The organism is Streptosporangium heterodermiicola (assembly GCF_051390675.1).
Lineage (GTDB): Bacteria > Actinomycetota > Actinomycetes > Streptosporangiales > Streptosporangiaceae > Streptosporangium.
This window is the reverse complement of sequence record NZ_JBPJSR010000023.1, coordinates 79,047-102,840: the sequence shown is the minus strand read 5'-3', so window position 1 is coordinate 102,840 and position 23,794 is coordinate 79,047. Positions and strand designations below refer to the sequence as shown.

Sequence of the window (23,794 nt, the reverse complement as noted above, 5' to 3'; positions counted from 1 at the left end):
AATTCCTGGTTGCCGGTCAAAGCAATTCACGGCCGCAGTGACCCTTTGGGTGATTTGTATAGGTATTTGGGCCCCCTGGCTGAGGGCTCGCGTGACGTCCGGGCTTCGTAGGTTCTCCGGTTCTCCGGTTTCCGATCTTCGATTTCCGGCTCCCGGGCCGGAGGACCGCCGGAGGCGACCGGCCGGTACCGGGCCTCACCGCTCTCCGGCCCGAGGCTTCCCCGGTTCCTCCGGTTCCCCCGTTCCCCGGGTTCTCGGGCCGCGAGGTCTCCCGGGTTTTCCGGCCCTTCCAAACCGGGCTCCTCCTCCTCCGGTCTCCTGGGCCGGGGTTCCGCCGGGCCGCGAGCCGTGACACCGTCCGGTTTCGGCGGTCGACGCCGTTTCCCGGTGTTCCTCGGGGGGCGAACGAAGGTCAATACAATTCGTCTGATGTCGATGATGTCGATGACGCCGATGACAGCGAGGACGAACGTCATGCCGCGACCGGTGCCCCGGCTCGCGCGGGCCGGGGCACCGGTCTCACGGGCCGCCAGGCGTGTCGCGGGTCTGGCCCTGGGTGGCGTGACAGGCGTCGCCGAGCTCGGCTTCCTGTGCGTCGCGGCCGGGCTGTTCGCGGTCCTGGCGGTCTGGCCCGCGGGCCGACGCGCCGCCCGGTGGTTCGCGGCGGCGGGAACGGCGCGGCTGGTCGCGCTGGAACGCGCTCGGCTGGCGGCGTGGTTCGACCACGACACCCGCGCGTGGTCCGGCCACGGGACCGGCGGGAGGTCGGTGAGGAGCGGGTACGGCTACCTCGCGCTGCGGGTGACGTTCGGCACGTTCGCGAGCTATCTGACCTTCGCCGGTCTCTTCGTCGGCCTGTTGTTCCTGTTCGGTGGCGTCGGGGAACTGCTCTCCGGTGCCTCGTCCCCGGTCCCGCTGCGGTATCCCGGTGTGCGCCTGACGGTCGACAGCGGGCCGGTGGGCACCGCCTACGGGCTGGTCCTGCTGGGGTTGTCCGCGCTGTGGGGCGCGGCGACGGTGGCCGCGGAGCGGCGGCTGGCCACGCACTTCGCCGGTCCCGGGGAGCGGGAGGCGATGCGCCGCCGCATCGCGGAGCTGACCGCCACCCGCAGCGGCATCGTGCGGGCCGTCGACGACGAGCGGCGGCGCATCGAGCGCGACCTGCACGACGGCGTGCAGCAGAGGGGAGTGGCCCTGGGAATGCTGCTGGGCCGGGCTCGGCACGGTACCGACCCGGCCGCGGTCGCCGCCCTCGTGGACCAGGCGTACGCGGAGTCGCGCCGCCTCCTCGACGAGCTGCGCAGCGTGGCCTGGCGGGTCTACCCGGCCGCGCTGGACGAGCTGGGCCTGCGCGCCGCCCTGGCCGGGGTGGCGGAACGGGCGGGCGTGCCGGTGACCGTCCGCTACGGCCTCGCGGAGCGCCCGGTGTCCGAGGTCGAGACGGCCGTCTACTTCGTGGCCCGCGAGGCCATCGCCAACGCCGCGAAACACGCGAAGGCCAGGGGCGTCCTGGTGGTCCTGAGCGAGGACGAGCACGCGGTGACCGTGCGGATCTCCGACGACGGCCGGGGCGGGGCGGATCCCTCCGGCGGCGGGCTGTCCGGGCTGGAGCGGCGGGTGCTGGCGCTGGACGGCGCCTTCGAGGTGGACAGTCCACCCGGTGGCCCGACCAGGATCACGGCGACACTGCCCCGCGGCGGGTCCGAACACCCGGAGCCGTCATGCGGCTGATCCTCGCCGACGACTCCGTGCTGTTCCGCGAGGGCCTGGTCCGTCTCCTGGAGGAGGCGGGGCACGAGGTGATGGCGGCGGTGGGCGACTCCGTGGCGCTGCTCGCGGCCGTGGACGAGCATCGCCCCGACGTGGCGATCGTGGACGTGCGCATGCCGCCGGGCCAGGCCGGTGAGGGGCTGCGGGCCTCGCTGACGATCCGGGAACGCCGGCCGGACGTCGGCGTGCTCGTGCTGTCGCAGTACGTCGAGACGGCCTACGCCGCCCGGTTGCTCGCCGGAACCCCGGAAGGGCTGGGGTACCTGCTCAAGGACCGGGTGACCGAGGTGGGGGAGTTCCTGGAGTCGCTGGAGCGGGTCCGCGCGGGCGGGACGGTCTTCGACCCGGAGGTGGTCCGGCGGCTGCTCGCCCGCACCACCCGCGCCGACCCGCTGAGCAGGCTCACCCGGCGGGAGTCCCAGGTGCTGGAGCAGCTGGCCCAGGGGCTCGTCAACGCCGCGATCGCCGAGCGTCTGCACGTGTCCCAGAGCACGGTGGAGAAGCACGTCAACGCGATCTTCGACAAGTTCGGGCTGGCCCGCACCCCCGGCTACAGCCGGCGCGTCCTGGCCATCCTGCGCGTCCTGGCCATCCTGGCTATCTGGACGGCTGAACGGCGCTGTGCCCGCCTTCCCCGGAGCCCGGAGCCCGGAGCCCGGAGCCCGGAGCCCTCACCCGGCGTCGGGTGAGGGGACCCGGCGCGTCCGTACCAGCCGGCCGATCCGGGCGAGTACCACGGCCACGCAGGCCACGGTTGCGAGGACGAGCCAGATCATGAAGGACGGATAGAGGTAGGCCACCTGCGTCCAGGTGATGTCCTTTCCCCTGGCCAGCACCCCGAAGACATCGGTGATCGTCAGGCACAGCACCCCCGGTAGCGCGTACGGCGGCAGCCGCGCCACCGCGTGCCACGCCGGGCGCCCGGCACGCCGCGCCGCCCACCGGCGGGAACGGGCCAGGCCGCGGCCCGCCAGGAGGAGTGTGACGACGGCGGCCAGTGCGATGACGAGATCGATGACCAGGGTCGGGGGGATCGAGGGCGGCGCCTCGGGTTCCTCTCCCTCGGCCATGGCGACCAGCGCGTCCGCGATGGCGTCGCTGTCGGCGTACGCCGTGCCGGTGTTGGCCATGACCACGATGCCGTACCCGGACCGGGGCAGGAGTGTCTGCCGGGCCGTCGCGGTGAGCAGGTCGCCGCCGTGCTCGACGACCGGCGAGCCGTTTCCCGTCGTGCCGATCGCCCAGCCCAGGGCGTAGGAGTCTTCGACCTTGGACGGGGTTCGCATCTCCGCGACGCTCGCGGCCGAGACGACGCGGACGCCGCCCGGCCCGGCCCCCTCGCCGTTCTGCGCGATCATCCACCGGGCCATGTCCCTCGCGCTGCTGATCACCCCGCCGGAGCCGTTGCCGAACCCCGGGGGTTCGGGGAGGGCGAGCGCGGCACCGAGCAGGTGGAGATGGCCACCCGCGCTCGCGGGGAGGTCGCGCTCGGTGTCGATCGTGGTGCTGTTCCGCATGCCGAGCGGGCCGAACACGTGCTTTTCCAGGTAACCGGCGAAGGGCAGGCCGCTCGCCACCTCGACCAGTCGCGCGGCGACCTGGAAGTTGGTGTTGTGGTAGCTCCACCGCGTGCCGGGGTCGGCGGCGAGCCTCGCCCCTCTCAGCCGTGCGACGGCCTCGCGGAGCGAGTCGGGCTGGGGCAGGCTCCTCTCGGGAAAGGCCTCGTCGGCCATGCCCGAGGTCTGGTCCAGCAACTGGCGGACGGTGATGCGGGCCGCCCGAGGATCGGCCATCACGAACTCGGGGAGCCGGACGCGTACCGGATCGTCGAGCCCGACCACTCCCTTCTCCACCAGTTGCATGACGGCCAGGGAGGTGAAGGACTTGCTGAGCGACGCGATCGCCATGGGGGTGTCCGCCGTGACGGGCTCACCTGAGGAGGTACGGCCGTAGCCGGCGACGTGGACGACCTCGTCCCCCTTGGTGACCGCGACGGCGACCCCCGGCAGGCCGGTCGCCTCCCGGTAGGCGTTCACGAAACGGTCGACGGACGCGGGACCGATCTCCCGGGCGACGGGACTCGTCCCCGCCAAGGACGCCGGCACGAACGACACCGGCACGAACGACGCTGACGCGAACGACACCGGCGCCGATGACGACGGCGCCGGTGACGTCGTCGTGAACGGCGACGATGACGTGAACGGCGACGCGAACGACGCCGTCGTGAACGGGGCTGTCATCAGGAGGGTCGCCGCGAACACGACGGCGCGGGCCACCGGGAGGCCACCGGTGCGGCGCCGAGGGGACAGGTTGTTTTTGATCTTGAATTCGGGCACCAGTCGACGTTACGAACACTGCCCCGCCCGGACCATTGTGAGATCCCTCCGCGTTCCCCTGCGAAAAACCACAGGTTCCTCCGCGTCGGGTCGCCCCGCCGCTTCGTACCCCCGAAGGAAAACCTCCCGGAGATGGGAAACCCCCGGTATGGGAGACCCCCGGTATGGGAGACCCCGGTATGGGAGACCCCGGCACGGCCGGAAGCCCTTTCGGCGGGGGAAACGAAACATCGGACCGTTCCAGGAGGGCGTGCCGGCTCGCGGGCCCGGACCAGCCTCGTCTGTCAGTCTCTGCCGGTTGATCCATCACCCAAAGCCGCACAACAAGCATATTTTTGCGAAAAGAAGTAGAAACATTGCGGACATCTGTCCGCCATCTTATGGTGTGCACAGCGCCGTTCGCCGACCTCCCCGGCGACGGCGGTAGCCTCTCCGCCCCCCACCCGGCTGGATCGCGGTGACCGCACACCCCGCCCGGCCGCGGCGATCCGGCCCCGCGTGACGAAGGGTCAGCCGATGAAGACATCCGACCAATCTGTCAGCCGCTTGCGCCATACCGGGCGACGTGTCCAGATCGTCCTCGCGCTCCTGCTGGCCGCCCTGTGCTGGGCCGGAGCCCAGGCGCCGCTCCCGGCGCGCGGCGCGGCCGTCCCCGAGCAGTCCTCCAACGTCCACCTGTTCTACTACTCCTGGTACGGCAACCCCCAGACGAGCGGCGACTGGCGGCACTGGCAGCAGGGCGGCCACACCCCGCCCAACGACGTGGGCGCCGACCTGTACCCCAGCCTGGGCGCCTACGACTCGGGCGACTACGCGGGCGCCGTCACCAGGCACATGCAGTGGATCAAGCAGGCCGGGGTCGGCGTCATCGTCTACAGCTGGTGGGGCCGCGACAGCTTCGAGGACAGGCTCACCCAGGGCGTGATGGACGCCGCCGCGCGGTACGGCGTCAAGGTCGCCTGGCACCTGGAGCCGTACGGCGGGCGCACGGCGGCCTCCACCGTCGAGGACATCCGCTACATCAACACCCGCTACGGCTCCCACCCGGCCTTCTACCGTGACGCCGGGCACGGCGACCGGGCGGCGTTCTACGTGTTCGAGAGCCTGAGGATCACCGACTGGGCCGTGCTCGACCAGGTCACCGCGGGCAACATCGTGCTCGCCCAGACCACCGACACGTCGAAAATCGCGCACTTCTCCGGCATGTACACCTACGACGGGATCACCGGAGCCACCGCTCCCGGCTGGGCCAACGCGAGCGCGTACGCCAAGCAGAACAACCTGATCTGGGCGCCCTCGGTGGCCCCCGGCTACATCGACGACCGCGCGGTGCCCGGCAACACCACCCCGACCCTCGGCCGCGCCAACGGCGCCACCTACGACCTGGAGTGGTCCAACGCCCTCGACCCGGCCAAGGGCGGCCTGCCGACCTGGGTCTCCATCACCTCGTTCAACGAGTGGCACGAGGGCAGCTCCATCGAGCCCGCCGACTCCACCCCGCCCGCCGGGTTCGGCTACCAGACCTTCGAGGGGGCGTACGGCAAGACGGGAGCGGCGGCGGAGAACGCGTACCTGGACCGGACGAAGTACTGGGCGACGGAGTTCGAGACCCGCAGGGGCGGCGGCACGCCGGACACCCAGGCCCCGACCGCGCCGGGCGCCGCACGCGCCGTCCCGGCGTCGAGCACGAGCATCGCGGTGGGCTGGAACGCGGCCACCGACAACGTCGGGGTGACCGGCTACGACGTCTACCGCGAGGCGGGCGCCACCGACGTCAAGGTGGGCAGCACCGCCGGGACGTCGTTCACCGTCACCGGTCTCACGCCGTCGACCTCCTACAGCTTCTACGTGGTCGCCAGGGACGCCGCGCAGAACACCTCGCCGCCCTCAGGCACGGTGACCGCGACGACGGGGCCCCCGCCCGGCTGCTCCCCGGGCGTCGGCGACCTGGCCCGGAGCAAGTCGATCACCGCGAGCAGCACCACGCAGAACTACGTGGCGGCCAACGCCGTCGACGGCAACGCGAACACCTACTGGGAGAGCGCCAACAGCGCCTTCCCCCAGTCGATCACCGTCGACCTCTGCGCGCAGGCCACCGTCGGGCGCGTGGTGCTGAAGCTGCCGCCGTCCAGCGCCTGGGGCACGCGCACCCAGACGCTGTCGGTGCTCGGCTCGTCCAACGGCACGACCTTCGACACCCTCGTGTCGTCGCGGGGCCTCACCTTCAACCCGGCCACCGGCAACACCGCGACCGTCACCTTCCCGGCGACGTCGAAGAGGTACGTGCGGGTGAACATCACCGGCAACACCGGCTGGCCCGCCGGGCAGCTCTCCTCGTTCGAGGTCTACTCCTCCTAGAGGCCCTCCCTAGAGGCTCCCCCCGAGAACTGGACGCCTCCCTGAGAACGATCGGGCCGTACGGCACCGCTCAGGTGCCGTACGGCCCGATCGCCACAAGCCCCGTCAGGCCGCGTCGAGGCGGGCCAGCTCCTCGGCCGACAGCTTCACGTCGGTCGCGCCGGCCGAGTCGCGGATGGTCTCCGGGCGCGAGGAGCCCGGGATCGGGATCACCACCGGCGCCTTGGCGAGCATCCACGCCAGGCACACCCGCTGCGGGCTCACCCCGTGAGCCTCGGCGACGTCCGAGAACACGGCGAACCGCGAGCCCAGCTCACCGGCCCGCGAGATCCCGCCCAGCGGGCTCCACGGCAGGAACGCGATGCCCAGCTCCGCGCACAGCTCCAGCTCGGGCTCGCTGGAGCGGAACGACGGCGAGAACTGGTTCTGCACGCTCACCAGCCGCCCGCCGAGGATCTCGTCGGCCAGCCGGATCTGGTCGGGGTCGGCGTTCGAGACGCCCGCGAAACGGATCTTGCCCGCGTCCAGCAGGTCGCGGATCGCCCCGACCGACTCCGCGTACGGGACCTTCGGGTCGGGGCGGTGGAACTGGTAGAGCCCGATGGCCTCGACGCCGAGGCGGGCGAGCGACGCGTCGCAGGCCTTCTTGAGGTGGTCCGGCGAGCCGTCCAGGGTCCACGAGCCGTCGCCGGGGCGTACGTGGCCGCCCTTCGTGGCGATCAGCACGTCGGACGTGTCACCGCCGAAGCCGGCCACCGCGCGGGCGATCAGGGACTCGTTGTGGCCGACCTCGTCCGCGCCCACGTGGTAGGCGTCCGCGGTGTCGATCAGCGTCACGCCCGCCTCCAGCGCGGCGTGGATGGCCGCGACCGAACGCTGCTCGTCGGGGCGCCCCTCGATCGACATCGGCATGCCGCCGAGACCGATCGCACTGACCTGGACGTCGCCGATGCGGCGTGTCTGCATGGGAGTTCCTCCTCGGAGATCGGTTGGTACAGCCTTCACCCTCTCCTGCCCCCGATTCGGCTGTCCAACAGAGGAGGCCGGTGACGTGTTCGCCGCCACGGGTGTCGAGCGCCCCGTCCCGCCGGAGCCCGTCACCTGAGCGTGCGGTAGAGGCCGGTTCACCTGGGCGTGTAGTAGAGGCCGATCTCGCCCAGCTCCGAGGCGGGGCCGTCCGCGAGGACGCGCACGACCTTCCCCCGCAGATCGAGCAGGACGACCTTCGTGGTCTTCCCCTCGGTCACGGTGCCGAGGAAGTGGCGGTCGCCCAGCCATCCGTTGAAGGCCATCCCCTTCATCATCGGGACGACGGCCTTGCGCGTCGCCGTGGCGGCGTCCCACACGCAGACGTCCCGGGGCCTCTCGTGGCAGCGGGTCGTGAAGACCGTGCCGAGCGAGGTGGCCCTGACGTCGTCCCTGACCAGCTCGCCCACCTTCGGGACCGTCCGCAGCGGCGTGCCGTCCAGGCGGTAGAAGCGGACCGCCCCGTCCGGCCCGGAGTGGACGACCGAGGCCGAGTCGGCGCCCCAGACGTAGTCGGAGCGGTGGTCGTCGTCCGGCGTCCGGGTGACGCGGGCGGTGCGCGAGGCCACGTCCACGATCACGAAGCCCCTGGAGCGCTGCTCCTTCCCGAGTCCCTCGTAGATCGTCAGCAGGATCCTCGTCCCGTTCCGGTCCCAGTGGGGGCTGTAGGTCATCAGCGGGGGGTCGACGGTCCTGATCTGGGCCTCCGGCTCTCCCTTCCGATCCGTCAGCCGGATCAGGTCGAACCCCTCCAGCGTGAACTTGCTGTCCGGGTTGACGGCGACGCGCGCTCCACCCGGCGCGGCCACGGCGGTCATGAACGTCCCCAGGAACCTGAACTCCGCGGTGTCGCCCAGCCTGAGGTGGACGGGGGCGCCGGTGGCCTCCTCGCGCGCGTCCCGGTAGGTGGTGACCCGCTCCGTGTCCGCGGGGTTCTCCCGCAGGGTGACCTTCGTTCCCGGGATCCGCAGGTCGGTCGTGGAGGTGGTGGGCATCGCCCCGACCGCCGGTCTCGCGGGCGCGGCGGGGGTGCCCTCCGTACCGCCCGTGACCACCTTCGCGGGCTCCTCGGTCCCCGCAGCCCGGACCGCGAGGACCGTGACGCCGGAGGCCGCCGCGAGCGCGAGCGCGGCGAGGGCGGCGACCACCGGGCGCGAGAGGCGCCGCGCCGCCGGGGGAGCCGGGGGAGCGGCCTGCTTGCGGCCCTCGCCGAGCACCTCCTGACCCGACTCGTACGACGGCCGCTCCGCCGGGTGGCCCAGCAGCCGCAACAGCGCCGGCATGGCCGCGGGACGCGCCCGCGGATCCTTGGCCAGGCACTCGACCACCAGTTCGCGCAGCTCGTCGTCCAGGGAACCGAGCACGGGCTCGGCGTTCAGGATCCGGTGGATCACCGCGGGCACCGGGCCGGTCCCGAAGGGCGGCTCCCCCGTCGCGGCGCACACCACCGTCGACGCCCACGCGAACAGGTCGGCCGCCGAGCCCGCCTCGCGCCCGTCGAACTGCTCGGGAGCCATGTACGGAGGGGTGCCGACCAGGTGGTCGGAGGCCGTCACCACGGCGTCCAGCGCGCGGGAGATGCCGAAGTCGATCACCCGGGGGCCGTCGCGGGCGAGCAGCACGTTCGCGGGCTTGAAGTCGCGGTGCACGACGCCCGCCCGGTGGATGGCGGCCAGCGCGGTGACGGTCCCGACCGCCAGCCTGCGCAGCTCGGCCCCGCGCAGCGGCCCCCGCTCGTCGATGACCTGGGCGAGGCTGGGCCCGTCGACGTACTCGCTGACGATGTACGGCATGCCGCCGGCCTCGCCGTGCTCCAGCACCTGCGCGGTGCAGAAGGCCTCCACCCGGCGGGCCAGCTCGATCTCGCGATGGAAGCGCGCCAGGGTCTGCTCGCCGCCGCCCCTGCCGAGCACCTTCACCGCGACCCGCGCCCCGGCGGGGGACTCCGCCAGGTACACCGTCCCCTGCCCGCCGCGGCCGATCCTGCCGGTGACCCGGTGCGGCCCGATCCGGTCGGGATCGCCGGGAGCCGGGGGCAGGACCCTGGTCACCCGGCCGCCACGGTGAAGCTCAGGAAGGCCGTGTCGCCCTTTTCCAGGTCGGCGAGGCCCCGGACGGACTTGCCGTACAGGTCGACCACCTCGATCTTGGAACCCTTCTTGACGGGGTTCTGGAGGAGCAGGTGGTTGTTGTTGAACCAGCCTATGAACCGGGTCTGCTCGCCGATGGCGAGGGTGTAGCGCCGGTTGCCGCTCACCGAGTCCCACACGCACACGGTGTCCCCCTTGGGGCACACCGTGGCGAAGAGCTTGCCCGAGGGGGAGAACCAGCCGGTGCTGCGCGGCTGGCCGACCCAGTGCATCGTCCGGATGGCCTGCCCGTTCGGGCCGTAGAAGTCGACCCCGTAGCCCTTGCCGTCGTAGTATCCCCGCGCGACCGAGCCGTCCGCCGCGAACGTGGCGGGGAACGTGTCGGAGCCGACGGACTCGGTGCGCACGTGGGTGGCCCTGCGCGCCGCCACGTCCACCACCACGAACCCGTCGGACTGCTCCTTCGCCGGATTCCGCACCGACAGCAGGACCTTGGAACCGTCCTGCGACCACACCGGGTTGTGCCCCTCCAGCGGTCGTTCGACGGTCCGCACGTTGAACTGGGAGCCGTTTCCCAGGTCGAGGATCCTCACGTAGTCGAAGGACGAGTCGGCGAACTTCCCGAACGGGTTCAGCGCCACCAGGTCGCCCCGCGGTGACAGCACCGGCTGCAGGGCGCTGGCCACCTGCTTGAAGGTCTCCTTGCCCTTCTCCCTGGCGAACGCGGCGAAGGGGGCCTTGACGTTCAGGTAGGCGCCCATCTTGACCGGGTCCTTCGGGTTCTCGTGCAGGGTGATGCCCGTCCCCGGCAGCTCGACGTCCGTGGTGGTCTTCTCCACCGATTCCCAGGGCGCCGTGGTGACGTTCGGGCTGAGCTGGGGCTGGGGGGTGAAGGCCGGGGCGAGCGCGCCCTGCGCGGTGCTCCGGGCCGGGCGCGGGGCGGCCACGGGCGCCGGGTCGCCCGACACCGCCAGGTAGACCGCGCCACCGGAGACGAGGGCGACGGCCAGCGCGCCCGCGACCAGCAGCGCGGGGCGGGCGCGTCGCAGCGGCCGGGTGGAGGGAGTGCCGGGCCCCGAGGACGCGGACGGGTCGGAGGGCACCTGGTCGGAGGTGAGGAACCCGCCGACCAGGCGGAGCAGGGCGTCGCTCGCGGTCGGCCGCCGCGCGGGATCCTTGGCCAGACAGGCCGTGACCAGACCGCGCAGGTCGTCGGGGAGCGCGCCGAGGTCGGGCTCGTCGTTGACGATGCGGTTCACCGTGCCCGACATCGTCCCGGCGTCGAAGGGGGAGCGGCCCGACCCGGCGAAGACCACGGTCGCCCCCCACGAGAACAGGTCCCCCTCGGGCCCGGGGGAGGTGCCCATGAGCCTCTCCGGAGAGCTGTAGGCGGGGACGTCGACCTTGCGGGTCGTGCTGGACGCGGTCGCCTCCAGCGCCCGCGCCATGCCGAGGTCGATCACCCGCGGCCCGTCGGGGCCGAACACCACGGCGTCGGGACGCAGGTCGCCGTGCACCGTACCCGCCTGGTGCAGGGCGACCAGGGCGGTCATCGTCCCGACGGCGAGCCGGTGCAGCGCGGCCGCGCCCAGGACGCCCTCGGCGGCCACCGCCTCCCGCAGCGTGGGGCCGTCGACGTACTCGCTCACGATGTACGGCCTGTCGCCGTCCACCCCGCCGTCCAGTCCGCTGTCCAGGACCTGCGCCGTGCAGAAGGCGGGTATCTCCCGCAGCGGCTCCATCGCCTCCCGGAACCGCTCGGGGCCGACGTCCGCGGGGAGCAGGCGCACGACCACCCGGTCTCCCGAGGGCGCGGTGGCGAGGTAGACGTCCTCCCCGAGCCGTCCCACGACCTGGTACTCGCCCACGCGTTCGGGATCCCCCGCCCGTACGGGGTCGATATCGGGCATGGTCTGGCTTCCTCTCCGAGGAGTCCATTCGAGATCACCAATTATGAAGATTTACTCGCCTAAAGTGGAGAACTCTGGAGAAGAGATGCGGACTTCTCCGGGCGCCGCGCCCGCGTGGCGCGGACTCCGTGTCTCACTGCGGGGAACCACCCGGACGTGAAAAGGTTGAACATTCACAGGCCGGCCGGCCGCGGTCGAAGGGAGCGAAGTTGCGCGTTGTTCGGGCGACGGGCGAACAAGCCGAGGGTCAGAGCCCGGATCACCGGCAGGCCGGGCCCACCGTGGTCCGCATGCTGGTCGGTGCGCAGCTCCGGAAGCTGCGCGAGGACGGCCACATCACGCGCGAGGAGGCCGGGGAGGCTATCCGCGCGTCACACTCCAAGATCAGCCGCCTGGAGCTCGGGCGGACCGGCTTCAAGCAGCGCGACGTCGCCGACCTCCTCACCCTCTACGGGGTCGTCGACGACGACGAGCGAGCCCCGCTGCTCGCCCTGGCCGCGGAGGCCAACAGGCCGGGCTGGTGGCACGTCTACGGCGACCTGGTCCCCTCCTGGTTCGACGCCTACCTCGGGCTGGAACAGGCCGCCTCTCTCATCCGCGGCTACGAGGTCCAGTTCGTCCCCGAGCTGCTGCAGACCGAGGACTACGCCCGCGCCCTCATCCGGCCCGGCTGCGCGGGAGCCCCGGAGTCCGAGATCGAGCGTCGCGTCGCCCTGCGCATGGAGCGCCAGCGGCTCCTCACCCGGCGGGAGCCCGCCACGCTCTGGAGCGTCGTCGACGAGGCGGTGCTGCGCCGCCCCGTCGGAGGCCCCGAGGTGCTGCGCGCCCAGCTCCGTCACCTCACCGAGATCGCCGAACTCGGCCACGTCACCCTCCAGGTCATGCCGTTCAGCGCCGGAGCGGCCGCCGCGGCGACGGGCCCCGCGACGATCCTGCGCTTCCCCGAGGGCGAGCTGCCCGACGTGGTCTACCTCGAACAGCTCACCGGCGCCATCTACCTGGAGAAGCTCGCCGACGTCGAGCGCTACTGGCACGTCATGAACCGCCTGGGCATCGAGGCCGAGCAACCGGTCGCGACGAAGGACATCCTGCACCGCATCCTCAAGGACACCTGAGCCCCGGCGAGGCTTCCGGCACGGCGGTGCCTCCGGTCTGGCGAGGCTTCCGGTGCGGCGGTGCTTCCGGTGCGGCGGTACGGAGGAGACCGCCCCGGAGGCCCCGCGACGGTCAGGGGTCGCGCCGGATGCGGCGGCCGGTGACCTCGCTGGCGGCGATCCTCACGTACAGTTCCCGCTCGCCCCCCGCCCACGGCCGGACGCCCAGCGCCGCCAGGGCGGCACGGTCCTCCTCCGAGGAGACGTGGTGGATCCCGCCGCGCACCAGCACGCTCCAGCCCTCGCGGCCGGCGTCGTCGATCCGGTCGACCTCGAAGGCCACCTTGGACTCGACCCCCTGGACCCCGGTGCGCAGGGCGTCGTCTAGCGGGCCGCCGAAGGCGGTACGGAAGATCACCGAGCTGCCGTGCAGGGCGTAGTTGACCGGCATGATCACCGGCCCGTCGATCTCCTCGAAGGCGATCCGCCCCACCCCGCCGGGGGTGATGAGCCGCAGGCACTCGTCCCGGTCCAGCTTCTCCATCTGGGGCCTGGAGCCCGGCCGGCCCCGGCCCGGCGGCAGGTCGGCGTTCCCGCCCAGCAGGTCCTCGGGCTTGGTGTCCAGGGCGGTGGCCACGCGGTTCACGGTGCCGGTGTTCGGCGAGGCCACGGCGTCCTCCAGGTAGGCGAGATAGCCCGGATCGATCCCGGCCCGCCTCGCCAGCTCGTCCCGGGTGAGGCCGAGGTCCTCGCGCCGCCTGGCGATCCGGCGGCCGAGGTCGCCCGGGGCCGATACGCGTCCAGTCATGGGATTCTCCAGCTGAGAAGATCGATGTCGTTGCGAGTCCGGGGCTCCTCCGGCTCCGCGCCCCCCGATCGGCATCACCTGAGGCCTCCCCCCGGTCGCGCGCCCCTAATCCGGTGCGGTGGACGACCCGTCCCGCGGCCCCACCTGGCGGAGCCCCGCCGTCCCCGGCGCGCGCGGGGTGACGCGGCGTCTACGATGGACCTCCTCGGGAAGCGCTTTCCGAGCAACGGCGGCGAGGGAGCCTCGATGAAGTTGGCGTTCAGCACGCTCGGCATGCCGGGGCAGGGTCTGCGCGAGGCCGTCGCGACGGCGGTGGAGTACGGGTGCGCCGGGCTCGAACTCCGCCTCCACCCCGACACCGGGGTCCACGCCGGGCTCTCCCCGGCGCGGCGTGCGGCGGTCCGCGAGATCCTCGCCGGGTCGCCGGAGGGTCACCCGGCCGCCACGGGGGCGCCGGGTGGCCACCGGGAGCGCGCCGGGTCGTCGGGCGGTCGCGCGGAGGGTGCCGGGTCGTCGGGCGGTCGTCCGGAAGGCATCGGGTTGTCGGGCGGCGGTCGTCCGGAAGGCGTCGCCCTGTCAGGCGGTCGTCCGGAGGGCGCCGGGGCGTCCGGCGACGGGGAGGAAGGCCTGCCGGGCGGTGGCGGGGAAGGCGTGCCGGGCGACGGGGGAGAAGGCGCGCCGGGGGCCGCGCGTCGCGCCGGTGACGGCCTGTCCGGGACCGCCCGGCCGGAGGTCTCCGCCCTCGCCGGATACGTCAGGATCGCCGCGGCGGGGCCGGACGAACCCGTCGTGCGGGCGCTGCGTGACGACCTGGCGCTCGCCGCCGACCTGGGCGCGCCCGCCGTGCGGGTGTTCCCAGGAGGGGACGACGTCGAGGCGGGGGCGCGGCGGCTGCGCGCGGTCGCGGACCTGTGCGCGGAGTCGGGGGTACGGGTGCTGGTGGAGACCCACGACGCGATGCCGACCGGCGCCGCGGTCGGGCGGCTGCTGGACGCGGCGGGCGTTCCCGAGGCGGTGGGCGCGCTGTGGGACGTGCTGCACCCGTGGCGGCACGGCGAGGAGCCCGCGGAGACCCTGGCGGCGCTGGCCGGGCATCTGGCGTACGTGCAGATCAAGGACGCGGTCTCGGCCGGTGACACGACCCCGGTGCCGATGTGGGCGGGCGGGGTCCCCCTCGACGAGTGCGGCGAGCTGCTGCGCGGTTTCGGGGGCTGGGTCTCCCTGGAGTGGGAGCGCACCTGGTACCCGCACGTGGCCCCGGTGGAGGAGATCCTCCCCGGGGCCCGCGAGTGGGTCGCCCGCTTCTCGTCGTGACCGCCGCCGGGCGGGACGTCGTCCTGTGACCGGCCGTCCGGAGCCGGGGCTGACCGGCTTCGGGCGGCTCGTGGCCGTACGCGAGCCCGTCAGCCCGGGTGCGGGACGGCGGGCCACTCCGGGTAGAGGAGGGCGTTGATGCCGAGCGCCGCCGCGGCCTGGACGTTGACGGCCCGGTCGTCGAGGAAGGTGACGTCGCCGGGGGCGGCGTCGAGGTGGCGCAGGACCTCCTCGAAGATGGCGGGGTCCGGTTTGGACAGGGCCATGCGGCAGCTGTAGAAACGGTGGGCGAACGCCGCCGACCAGGGGGCGTCGTCGATGGCCGCCGCGAGCGGCTCGGGGGCGTTGGACAGCAGGGCGAGCCTGTGGCGCGCCGCGAGGTCCTCGATGCCGCGCAGGGTCTCCGGGTTCAGGTGGGACCAGCTCTCGACGTCGGCCGCGTCGAGCTTGGCGACGAGCGGGTCGTCGTCGCCGAGCGCCTTGCCGAGGACCGCGCCCCAGTACAGGTGGGAGGCCTGGCCGAGGTCGTAGGCGTCGCGGTGGCGCCAGTAGCGGTCGCGGAAGGTCGCCTGGTCCAGGCCGAGCAGCTTCGCCATGGAGGCCGTCGTGTCGGAGGGCTGCGGCGTGGAGATGACCTCGCCGTAGTCCAGCAGCATCCACGTGGTCACGTGCTCTCCTCGCCTCGGAACGGTCCTGCGCCGGCGGCTCCGGTGTCACCCTTCGACGTGGCGGGTGGGGCCCCGCACGCCCTGCCCGGCGCGTCTCGCGCTCGGTGGGACGGGGATGATCATTGATCGTTCGGGGCCGTTCCGGAACTCTTTCGTGTTCATTCGATCGTACTTCGTGTTTGATTTCAAGATGTAGATCTCGATCGCCACGGCGGGAACGGGATCCCGTCCCGGAGCCCTTCGGTCGTGCGCCCGCCAGGTCTCGTGTGCCTGCCCGGGGCGTGTGCTTGTCCTGTCGTACGCCTGCCGGTTCCGTGTGCCCGCCCGGTGCCGTACGCCTGCCGGTTCGCCGTGTGGCGGTCAGTCGTCGCCGTCCCGGTTCGTCGCGCGGTGGTGGTGCCGCCGGGCCTTGAGGCGGTTGCCGCAGGCGGCCATCGAGCACCAGCGGCGGGTGTTGGCCCGGCTGTGGTCGACGAGGAACAGGCGGCAGTCGTCGTTGGCGCACGGGCGCAGGCGGCCGGGCAGGGTCTCCTGGAGATGCGCCCAGGCCAGCACGCACCGGAGGCCGAACGGGTCGGCGGAGCCGGTGCTCAGCTCCCAGCGCACGCCGTCGTCGCCGACCGACGGGGTCCGCGACACCCCTTCGAGGAAGGGCTCCAGCGTCCGGGCGGGCTCCTCGCCCCTGACGACGCGGGCGACCGCGTCCCTGACGCGGCGGGCCGAGGCGACGGCGGCCGGTGAGCGGGGCAGGTCGCGCTCGCCCAGCCATCGGGCGGCCTCGTGCCGGTCCTCCAGGGCGTCCGTGGGGACGCCGTCGACCACGGGGGTGGTGTTGAGCAGTTCCACGAGGAGGTCAACGTCCTCTATAACCACCTTGGACATGTTGACAGGTTAGCAGTGGTGGTGCTTCGCTGGCCATGAGTAACTCCCTCAATGACTCAAAGGGGTTAGACATGGATGAGATGGTCCACTACCGCACCGCCGTCGTACGCGGGCAGGAGATCTTCTACCGGGAGGCCGGGAACCCCGACGCGCCGGTCCTGCTCCTGCTGCACGGCTACCCGACGAGCTCCCACATGTTCCGTGACCTCATCCCGAGGCTGGCCGCCCGGTACCGGCTCGTCGCCCCCGACCACCTCGGCTTCGGCTACTCCGCGATGCCGTCCGTGGACGACTTCGACTACACCTTCGCGAACCTGGCCGAGATCACCGCCGCCTTCACCGAGCGAATCGGCCTGTCGCGCTTCGCCATGTACGTGCAGGACTACGGCGCGCCCATCGGCTGGCGGCTCGCCACCGCTCACCCGGAGCGCGTCACCGCGATCGTCACCCAGAACGGCAACGCCTACCTCGACGGCCTGGACGAGGACTTCTGGGCCCCGATCCGGGCCTACGGCACCGACCCGTCCCCGGCCACCGAGGCTCCCGTACGACAGTTCCAGACCCTTGAGGCGATCCGCTGGCAGTACACCCACGGCGTTCCCGACGCGAGCCTCGTCAGCCCCGACACCTGGCACCACGACCTCGCGCTGCTGCAGCGTCCCGGCAACATCGACATCCAGCTCCGGCTCGCCCGCGACTACGTCACCAACATCGACCTCTACCCGGCCTTCCAGGAGTACTTCCGCGCGAGCCGGGTCCCGCTGCTCGCCGCCTGGGGAGCCCACGACGAGATCTTCGGGCCGGACGGCGCCACGGCCTTCCGGCGCGACCTGCCCGACGCGGAGATCCACCTGCTTCCCGCCGGTCACTTCGCGCTGGAGAGCCACGGGGCCCAGATCGCCCGGCTCGTCGACGACTTCCTCGGCCGCACGCTTCCCCGCTGACCGTGCGGGCCGCGCCTGCTATCGGCGACCCGCGGCGCGTTCGACGGGCCGGGGGAGGGAGGATGGGGCGCGGGCGCGTGACGCACGACGCCGTACGACGAGGAGAAACGATGATCCGCCGCTGGAATCCCCCAGGCCCGGCCGCGCCGCTCGGCCGGTACAGCCACCTGGCCGCCGCGCCCGCCGACCACGAACTGCTGATGATCTCCGGTCAGGTCGGCGTCCTGGAGGACGGCACCCTCGCGGGCCCGGACGCCGAGTCGCAGGCGCGCCAGGTCTTCGCCAACATCGAGAGCCTCCTCCGCTCCGCGGGCGCCGGTCCCGAGCACCTGCTCAAACTGTTCACCATGCTCTCCGGCACCGAGCACCTGGCGGGCTCGCGCGCGGCGCAGGGCGAGGTGTTCGCCAGGTGGTACCCGCGAGGGGACTTCCCCGCGCACTCGCTGATCGTGGTCGCCGCGCTCGCCGCCCCCGGCCTCGTCATCGAGGTCGAGGGCGTCGCCGCCGTCCCGCGCCGCTGACCCCGGCCCTCAGGTGGTGGTGATCGTCAGGTCCGCGCGGGCGCGGACGTCGTCGCGGGTGTGGAAACGCTCCTCCTGGGCCGCCCAGCTGTTCCAGTGCGGGGCGTAGAGATCGCCGTCGCGCTCCAGCGCGCGGGCCTTGCGCACCTCGTCGGCCGCCTCCAGCCACAGCAGGCCGCTCAGGTACGGGGCGGCGGCTAGGGCGCCGGAGCCGGTGCCGTCGAGGACCAGGATGCCGGTGCCCGGGACCTCGTGCCACTCCGCGTAGGCGCCCTCCGCCCAGTCGTAGCGGCGCCACCGCGCGGGCCGGTCCAGGCTCAGCGGTCGCAGGACCCACCCGACCAGCGCGTCGACCCCTCCCAGCAGGCCGTCCCACCCCGGGTAGAGATCGTCCATCCGTACGACGGGCGCGGCGAGTTCAGCGGCCACGGCGGTGGCGAGGGTGGACTTGCCCGACCCCGAGCGTCCTTCGACCGCCAGGACGCGGGTGCGGCCCGCCCGGGCGGGGCGGGTGCGCAGCCAGCGCGAGATCCGCGGCACGTGGCCGTTCACGTCGATTTCACAGGTTCGCGTCGGTGTCACAGGGGGTTCCGGGTGACCTCACGGTGTGCTCCGGTGACCTCGCGGCGTACTCCACGTGACCTCGCTGCGCGCCCCGGGACCGGAGGGCGCGGTCACGCGCTCCGGCGGGTGCGCCAGCGGGTCAGGATCTCGCGGTCGGAGTCGCGCTCCTCGACGTCGCGGCGGCGCTGCTCGTCCTCGTCCTGTGCCAGGGCGAGCCATTCGGAGTATTCGGGGTCGTCGCGGCCTATGTCGCGGGTGCCGTCGATCTTGGTGCCGTTGGCCAGCGTGGTCGTCGCGGGGACGCGGAGGGTGCCTCCCGGCAGCATGGTCACGTTCATGGCGTGGCCTTTCCGTCGTCTCTCTGTCCGCTGTTCGCCCAGCATAGCTCCGGGGGTCGTGGCACGCCCACGGTCACCCGATGCCGTACTGCCCGGACAGCTGGTGATACACCCGTTCGGCCTCCGCCTCCGCGCCGATCAGGTGGAGCAGCCGGGTCGCCCTCCGGGTGAGCACGCAGGCGAAGGCCTCGGCGAACAGTTCGGTGACGTCGTCGCGGTAGGGCGGCCGAAGGCGGCCGCGGGCGCGGGCGTGCAGGTCGGTCCAGAACGGGGAGTGCGAGGGCAGCCTGTCCATGTGGTCGGTGGCGTGGCCGATCTCGTGCCCGCACACCGACACCGAGGGTGACGGGGCGCTCCCCACCCCGATCCGCCGCTGCCGGGGGTCGTAGACGCCCGCGCTGCGTTCCCAGAGGCCCGCCTGCAGGGGCAGCGCGACACCGCGCAGCCATTCGAAGCCGGGAAGGTCGGGCACCGATCCAGGCCCCACCACGATGCCGCCGCTCAGGTGGGTGGTCAGGCGGGTGGCGAGAGCCTGCGGCACGGCCGCCAGCGTCAGTATCGCGAGGAGTGTCTCCGCCGGTGGGAACGTGCCAGGCTCCCAGGTGCGCGTCAGCCGCACCTCCAATGGGCCGACGTGCAGCCAGCCGGGGCGTCCTCTGCTGTGGTCGGCCAACGCAGCCGCTTCTCCTGGATCGGGGGGATCGGGGGCCGCCACGGCTTGCGGGCCGGGCCGGGCGCTCCGGTCCGCGGGCCGCGACGGTGATCACGCGAGACTACCTCCCCCGCGCCCGGCCCGTGCGAGCGCGCGTTCGCGGTGAGGGTGTCCTGCGGTTCCGGTACGGCTCGGTCCACCGGTGCCCGGTGGTTCCGGTACGGCCCGGCCTACCGGTGTCCTGCGGTTTCGGTATGGCCCGGCCTACCGGTGTCCAGCGGTTCCGGTATGGCCCGGCCTACCGATGTCCGGCCAGGACGGCGTGGTGGTCGGCGCCTTCCCGGCCGTCCGGGTCGGCGTGCACGGTGGCGGCACCCAGCCGGGGCAGGTGGTGGATCAGCCGGTGCTCGGCCTCCACCGACACGGCGTGCGCCTGGAGCAGCGACAGGTCCTCGCCGACCACGATGTCCACCTCGGCGCGCAGCGTGTGGCCCACCCAGCGCAGCCGTACCGATCCCACCCGCCGCACGCCGGGGGTGGCGGCCAGGATCCGTTCCGCGCTGTCGACGAGTGCCGGGTCGACCGCGTCCATCAGCCGGTGGTAGATCTCGCGGGCCGCGCCCCTGAGGACGAGGCAGATGGCCACCGTGATCAGCAGGCCGACGATCGGGTCGGCGATCGGATAGCCCAGTGCCGAGCCGCCCGCGCCGAGCAGCACGGCCAGCGAGGTGAGGGCGTCGGTACGGGCGTGCAGCCCGTCGGCGACCAGCGCGGCCGATCCGATCCGGCGGCCGACCCCGATCCGGTAGCGGGCCACCCACTCGTTGCCCGCGAAGCCGATCACGGCCGCCGCGGCGACCCAGCCGAGCGCCCGTACCTCCTGGGGGTCGACCAGGCGCCGCGCGGCCTCGTACCCGGCGAGCGCGGCGGAGGCGGCGATGACCAGGACGATGGCGATCCCGGCCAGGTCCTCGGCCCTGCCGTAGCCGTAGGTGAACCTGCGGGTGGCCGCGCGGCGCCCGAGGGAGAAGGCGATCGCCAGCGGCAGCGCGGTCAGCGCGTCGGCGACGTTGTGCAGCGTGTCACCGAGGAGGGCGACCGAGCCGGAGAGGACGACGATCACCGCCTGGACGGCGGCGGTCACCATGAGCACGGCGAAGGAGACGGCCAGTACGCGCATCCCGCGGCTGCTGGACTCCAGGGCCGTGTCGGTTTTGCTCGCGCTGTCGTGGCTGTGCGGGGTGAGGGCGTGGCGGGCTCGTGGGAGCAGCCTTCCGAGCCGTTGGCCCGCCGGTCGCCGTACCCCGTGGCCGTGCTCGTGATGATGACCGTGGCCGTGGCCGTGTCCATGTTCGGGCCCGTGTTCGTACGTTGGGTCGTGCGCGGCCTCGTGGCCCTGACCGTGGAGGGAATCGGGGCCGGTGGGTCCGTCGGGGGACGGAGAACCGGCGTCCTGCTGGTCGGACATGGCTACCTCGTTTGCTGCCGGCGCCCTTTTCCCGGAGTATATGTAGCCATGTATGCACGCGACAACGAATCAGGTGCCAACCCGTCGCAGGAGCAACCCACCGGCGCCCAGGTGGAGACCGCCGTCGAGGCCTTCCGGATGCTCGGTGACGCCACCAGATTGCGCCTGATGTGGCTGCTGTCGTCGGGGGAGTACGACGTCGGCTCGCTCGCCGAGGCCGTCGGGATCGCGCGTCCATCGGTCTCCCAGCACCTGGCGAAACTCCGCCTCGCCGGGCTGGTGCGCACCCGCAGGGACGGCCGTCGCGTGCTCTACCGGGCCCGTGACGCCCACGTCCGCGCGCTCATCGGGGAGGCCCTGTTCCACGCCGACCACGAGGTCTCCGGCATCCCGCGCCACGACTGAGGGAAGCGCCCGCCGGTGTGCGCGGGAGCGCCCGGCCTGGGTACGCGGGAGTGCGCGCCGGATGACGGCGAACCGGTCGAGGGCTTCTCACGGTCACGCTGTTAATTGACAGATTAATTTGTCCAATGGTTTCATGTGGGCGTGGCCGCGATCGAGATGACACTCATGGACGAGCCCGACCGTCTGCGGGTCGCGCTCACCCCGATCCGCAGACGGCTTCTCGCCCGCCTGCGCGAGCCCGCCTCCGCCGTCCAGCTCGCGGCCGAGTTCGACCTGCCTCGCCAGCGGGTCGGCTACCACCTCAGGGTGCTGGAGGAGGTGGGGCTGGTCGAGCTGGTGGAGGAGCGCCCGCGACGCGGTTTCGTCGAGCGCGTCATGGGCGTCACCGCGAACGCCTTCCTCGTCGATCCCGGCGTGCTCGACGCACCCGACAAAGCCCCCGAAGCCGACGGAGCCTCCGGGGCTGACGAAGCGACCGGAGTCGACGGAGTCACCGAAGCCGGCGGGGTCACCGGGGGTGCTCGGGTCGGCGGAGCAGGGGAAACCGGCGGTGGCGGTGGCGAGTTCACCGGGCTCACCGGGCTCACCGGCGCCGCCGAGGTGGCTCAGGTGGCTCAGGTGGCCGGGGCGGCCGGGGAGTTCCGCCGTGTCGCCGACCAGTACGCCGCCGAGCATCTCGTCGAGGTGGCCGCCGGGACCGTGCGCGACGTCGCCCGCATGGCCGCCGCCGCCGACCGGCAGGGCGTCCGGCTGCTGACGTTCACTCTTGAGGCGCGAGTACGCTTCGCCGAACCCGGCGACGTGCACGACTTCACCGACGCGCTCGCCGACGCCCTCTCGCGGGTCGCGGCCCGCTTCGACACCCCCGGGGGGCGGCCCTACCGCCTCGTCGCCGGTGGACATCCGGCCCCCGGCGTACCGGGGGCGCGAGAGAGCGTCGGCCCTTCCGCCCCCGGTACGCCGGAAGCCGCTGCGTCCCCCTTCCCCGGTGCGGGGGAGGGTGCTGGACGTCCGGCCCCCGGATCGCCGGATATCGACCGTTGACACCCATCCCGGGACCGAGGTCCGAGGTTTCCCCGTCGAGAGGCATCCGATGACAGACGAGCCGTTCTCCCTTGAGGTCACCATCGCCGCGCCCGTCGACGACGTGTGGAGCGCGCTGCGCGATCCCGAGTCGATCCGGCGCTGGCACGGCTGGCACTTCGACGGCCTCGACAAGGAGGTCGAGGTCATCTACCACCAGAACGTCGTGGAGTCGGCCGCCGAGCACCGGCTGGAGCTCCAGGGCGGCGACGTGTTCGAGCTGACCGATCTCGGCGACCGTACGCGCCTGCGGGTGACCCGTGCCCCGCACGGCGGCGACCCCGAGTGGGACGCCTACTACGACGACATCACCGAGGGCTGGATCACCTTCGTCCACCAGCTCGCGTTCGCCCTGGAACGGCACCCGGGCGCCGACCGGCGCACGGTCTTCCTCTCCGGCGCGGCGGCCACGCCGGTGCTGGAGGCCACCGGCCTCGCGGCGGTGGCCGGGCTGTCCCAGGGGAGCCCGTACGAGCTGGAGGGGCCCACCGGGGAGACGCTGCGCGGCGAGGTCCGGTTCCGTTCGGCCAACCAGGTCGGCCTCACCGTCGACGGCTGGGGCGACGGCCTGCTGGTCGCGGCCCAGAACCCGCCCTCGCCCGCCAACCCCGGCGGCGCCGCCATGATGGTGCTCACCACGTACGGCCTCGACGACGCCGCGTTCGCCGGCCTCGAATCCCGCTGGAACGCGTGGTGGGGACGGAACTTCCCCGAGCCCGCCGCGAACGACCAGGACGCCCCCGCCGACACGGAGCGGGTCCCGAACGAGTGACCGGCAGGTTCACGCGGCAGGCTCGTCCACGGGCTACCTCACCACGCGGAACCGCAGATGCGTGACGCGCGCGGACCCGGCCATGCCGGTCCTCTCCAGTTCGACGCGGTCGCCGCCCAGGCGGTCGAAGAGACGGGTGCCCGCCCCGAGCAGCACCGGTGCCAGCTGGAGCTGGATCTCGTCCACGAGCCCGGCCCTCACGAGCTGCCCGGCGATGTCCGCCCCGCCCATCACGAGGACGTTCTTCTCCTTCGCCGCCTTCCGCGCCTGATGGATCGCGCTCTCGAGGCCGTCGGAGACGAAGGTGAAGGTCCCGCTCGTCATGGGTAGTTCCTCCCGCTTCTCATGGGTGAGTACGAAGCACGGCGCGGGGAACGGGGTGTCCTTCCACAGGCCCACCCCCACGTCGAAGGTCCGCCTGCCCACCACCACCGCCCCCGTCGAGGCGGACAGGTCCCGATGCACCCCGGCGTCCACCTCCCGGTCGGCGTCGTCGTTGAACAGCCATTCGTGGAGCCGCTCACCGCCCTCGCCCATGGGACGCTCGATACCGACGCCGGTGCCCGCCACGAAGCCGTCGAGCGACACCGTGATGTTGAGAAGAACCGTTCCCACGAGATTTCTCCTTGTTGCCAGGGACCTCGTCGCCGAAGCCCTCGTTGTCAAAGTCATGGTGGCCGGAGCCCCGGTCGTCAGGACCCTGGTCGCCGGAGCCCTTGCGGCTCGGCGCGTGTCCCCTGTGTCCTCTGTCCCGTGTCCTCCGTGTCCTCCGTGTCCTCCGTGTTCGGCGG

Annotated in this window: 22 protein-coding genes; 10 read left to right on the top strand and 12 right to left on the bottom strand. The window is 72.6% G+C overall.

Annotated features, from left to right (window positions below; all coding sequences use genetic code 11):
- Positions 1-429 precede the first annotated feature (429 nt).
- Positions 430-1,731, top strand: a complete 1,302-nt coding sequence (locus ACSC1Q_RS35440; protein WP_436763090.1) for a sensor histidine kinase — start codon at positions 430-432, stop codon at positions 1,729-1,731.
- Positions 1,722-2,459, top strand: coding sequence for a response regulator transcription factor (locus ACSC1Q_RS35435; RefSeq protein ID WP_436763089.1), 738 nt, complete (start codon positions 1,722-1,724; stop codon positions 2,457-2,459). Before ACSC1Q_RS35440 ends, ACSC1Q_RS35435 begins: the two co-directional genes overlap by 10 nt.
- On the opposite strand, the gene ACSC1Q_RS35430 is transcribed toward ACSC1Q_RS35435, so the two are convergent.
- Positions 2,442-4,106 carry a serine hydrolase domain-containing protein gene (locus ACSC1Q_RS35430; protein ID WP_436763088.1) on the bottom strand — a complete coding sequence of 555 codons (1,665 nt, stop codon included), beginning with the start codon at positions 4,104-4,106 and terminating at the stop codon, positions 2,442-2,444. The two genes, ACSC1Q_RS35435 and ACSC1Q_RS35430, sit on opposite strands and share 18 nt — an antisense overlap.
- Before the next feature lie 516 nt (positions 4,107-4,622).
- Between ACSC1Q_RS35430 and ACSC1Q_RS35425 the strand changes: the two genes are divergently transcribed.
- Positions 4,623-6,464, top strand: coding sequence for a discoidin domain-containing protein (locus ACSC1Q_RS35425; protein ID WP_436763087.1), 1,842 nt, complete (start codon positions 4,623-4,625; stop codon positions 6,462-6,464).
- A gap of 105 nt (positions 6,465-6,569) precedes the next feature.
- Here the strand turns inward: ACSC1Q_RS35425 and ACSC1Q_RS35420 are convergent, their stop codons facing one another.
- The 3 genes from ACSC1Q_RS35420 to ACSC1Q_RS35410 form a co-directional block, all read right to left on the bottom strand.
- Positions 6,570-7,430 (bottom strand): aldo/keto reductase, encoded by an 861-nt coding sequence (locus ACSC1Q_RS35420; protein ID WP_436763086.1) that lies wholly within the window; start codon positions 7,428-7,430, stop codon positions 6,570-6,572.
- A 158-nt stretch (positions 7,431-7,588) separates the two neighbouring features.
- The gene (locus ACSC1Q_RS35415) at positions 7,589-9,541 is read right to left on the bottom strand and encodes a serine/threonine protein kinase (protein ID WP_436763085.1); all 1,953 of its coding nucleotides are present in this window, start codon (positions 9,539-9,541) and stop codon (positions 7,589-7,591) included.
- A complete protein-coding gene (locus ACSC1Q_RS35410) occupies positions 9,538-11,490 on the bottom strand; it encodes a serine/threonine protein kinase (RefSeq protein WP_436763084.1) in 1,953 nt (650 codons plus the stop codon). The genes ACSC1Q_RS35415 and ACSC1Q_RS35410 overlap by 4 nt, the downstream gene beginning before the upstream one ends.
- Positions 11,491-11,771: 281 nt before the next feature.
- On the opposite strand from ACSC1Q_RS35410, the gene ACSC1Q_RS35405 reads away from it, so the two are divergent.
- Positions 11,772-12,605: a Sco1979 family transcriptional regulator gene (locus ACSC1Q_RS35405; protein ID WP_495573951.1), complete on the top strand. Its 834-nt coding sequence runs from the start codon at positions 11,772-11,774 to the stop codon at positions 12,603-12,605.
- Positions 12,606-12,717: 112 nt separating this feature from the next.
- On the opposite strand, the gene ACSC1Q_RS35400 is transcribed toward ACSC1Q_RS35405, so the two are convergent.
- Positions 12,718-13,392 (bottom strand): pyridoxamine 5'-phosphate oxidase family protein, encoded by a 675-nt coding sequence (locus ACSC1Q_RS35400; RefSeq protein WP_436763082.1) that lies wholly within the window; start codon positions 13,390-13,392, stop codon positions 12,718-12,720.
- A 246-nt stretch (positions 13,393-13,638) separates the two neighbouring features.
- Between ACSC1Q_RS35400 and ACSC1Q_RS35395 the strand changes: the two genes are divergently transcribed.
- The gene (locus ACSC1Q_RS35395; RefSeq protein ID WP_436763081.1) at positions 13,639-14,706 is read left to right on the top strand and encodes a sugar phosphate isomerase/epimerase family protein; all 1,068 of its coding nucleotides are present in this window, start codon (positions 13,639-13,641) and stop codon (positions 14,704-14,706) included.
- A gap of 89 nt (positions 14,707-14,795) precedes the next feature.
- Here the strand turns inward: ACSC1Q_RS35395 and ACSC1Q_RS35390 are convergent, their stop codons facing one another.
- Together ACSC1Q_RS35390 and ACSC1Q_RS35385 are read right to left on the bottom strand one after the other, a co-directional pair.
- A complete protein-coding gene (locus ACSC1Q_RS35390) occupies positions 14,796-15,374 on the bottom strand; it encodes an HAD-IA family hydrolase (protein WP_436763080.1) in 579 nt (192 codons plus the stop codon).
- A gap of 360 nt (positions 15,375-15,734) precedes the next feature.
- On the bottom strand, positions 15,735-16,256 hold the full coding sequence (locus ACSC1Q_RS35385) for a CGNR zinc finger domain-containing protein (RefSeq protein WP_436763079.1): 522 nt from the start codon (positions 16,254-16,256) through the stop codon (positions 15,735-15,737).
- Positions 16,257-16,327: 71 nt separating this feature from the next.
- On the opposite strand from ACSC1Q_RS35385, the gene ACSC1Q_RS35380 reads away from it, so the two are divergent.
- Both ACSC1Q_RS35380 and ACSC1Q_RS35375 read left to right on the top strand, forming a co-directional pair.
- Positions 16,328-17,200 (top strand): alpha/beta fold hydrolase, encoded by an 873-nt coding sequence (locus ACSC1Q_RS35380; RefSeq protein WP_436763078.1) that lies wholly within the window; start codon positions 16,328-16,330, stop codon positions 17,198-17,200.
- Positions 17,201-17,310: 110 nt separating this feature from the next.
- On the top strand, positions 17,311-17,721 hold the full coding sequence (locus ACSC1Q_RS35375; RefSeq protein WP_436763077.1) for a RidA family protein: 411 nt from the start codon (positions 17,311-17,313) through the stop codon (positions 17,719-17,721).
- A 9-nt stretch (positions 17,722-17,730) separates the two neighbouring features.
- Here ACSC1Q_RS35375 and ACSC1Q_RS35370 read toward each other — a convergent pair whose 3' ends face one another.
- From ACSC1Q_RS35370 to ACSC1Q_RS35355, 4 genes are all read right to left on the bottom strand, one after another.
- On the bottom strand, positions 17,731-18,273 hold the full coding sequence (locus tag ACSC1Q_RS35370; protein WP_436763076.1) for a nucleoside/nucleotide kinase family protein: 543 nt from the start codon (positions 18,271-18,273) through the stop codon (positions 17,731-17,733).
- Between the two features lie 122 nt (positions 18,274-18,395).
- Positions 18,396-18,623, bottom strand: a complete 228-nt coding sequence (locus ACSC1Q_RS35365) for a hypothetical protein (RefSeq protein WP_350974245.1) — start codon at positions 18,621-18,623, stop codon at positions 18,396-18,398.
- A 73-nt stretch (positions 18,624-18,696) separates the two neighbouring features.
- Positions 18,697-19,296: a hypothetical protein gene (locus ACSC1Q_RS35360; protein ID WP_386162672.1), complete on the bottom strand. Its 600-nt coding sequence runs from the start codon at positions 19,294-19,296 to the stop codon at positions 18,697-18,699.
- A gap of 277 nt (positions 19,297-19,573) precedes the next feature.
- Positions 19,574-20,743: a cation diffusion facilitator family transporter gene (locus ACSC1Q_RS35355; protein WP_436763075.1), complete on the bottom strand. Its 1,170-nt coding sequence runs from the start codon at positions 20,741-20,743 to the stop codon at positions 19,574-19,576.
- A 48-nt stretch (positions 20,744-20,791) separates the two neighbouring features.
- On the opposite strand from ACSC1Q_RS35355, the gene ACSC1Q_RS35350 reads away from it, so the two are divergent.
- The 3 genes from ACSC1Q_RS35350 (at position 20,792) to ACSC1Q_RS35340 (ending at position 23,003) form a co-directional block, all read left to right on the top strand.
- The gene (locus ACSC1Q_RS35350) at positions 20,792-21,148 is read left to right on the top strand and encodes an ArsR/SmtB family transcription factor (protein ID WP_436763074.1); all 357 of its coding nucleotides are present in this window, start codon (positions 20,792-20,794) and stop codon (positions 21,146-21,148) included.
- 141 nt (positions 21,149-21,289) lie between these two features.
- The gene (locus ACSC1Q_RS35345) at positions 21,290-22,192 is read left to right on the top strand and encodes a helix-turn-helix domain-containing protein (RefSeq protein WP_436763073.1); all 903 of its coding nucleotides are present in this window, start codon (positions 21,290-21,292) and stop codon (positions 22,190-22,192) included.
- A gap of 49 nt (positions 22,193-22,241) precedes the next feature.
- Positions 22,242-23,003, top strand: a complete 762-nt coding sequence (locus ACSC1Q_RS35340) for an SRPBCC family protein (protein WP_436763072.1) — start codon at positions 22,242-22,244, stop codon at positions 23,001-23,003.
- A 33-nt stretch (positions 23,004-23,036) separates the two neighbouring features.
- Here ACSC1Q_RS35340 and ACSC1Q_RS35335 read toward each other — a convergent pair whose 3' ends face one another.
- On the bottom strand, positions 23,037-23,618 hold the full coding sequence (locus ACSC1Q_RS35335) for a dihydrofolate reductase family protein (protein ID WP_436763071.1): 582 nt from the start codon (positions 23,616-23,618) through the stop codon (positions 23,037-23,039).
- Positions 23,619-23,794: the final 176 nt, after the last annotated feature.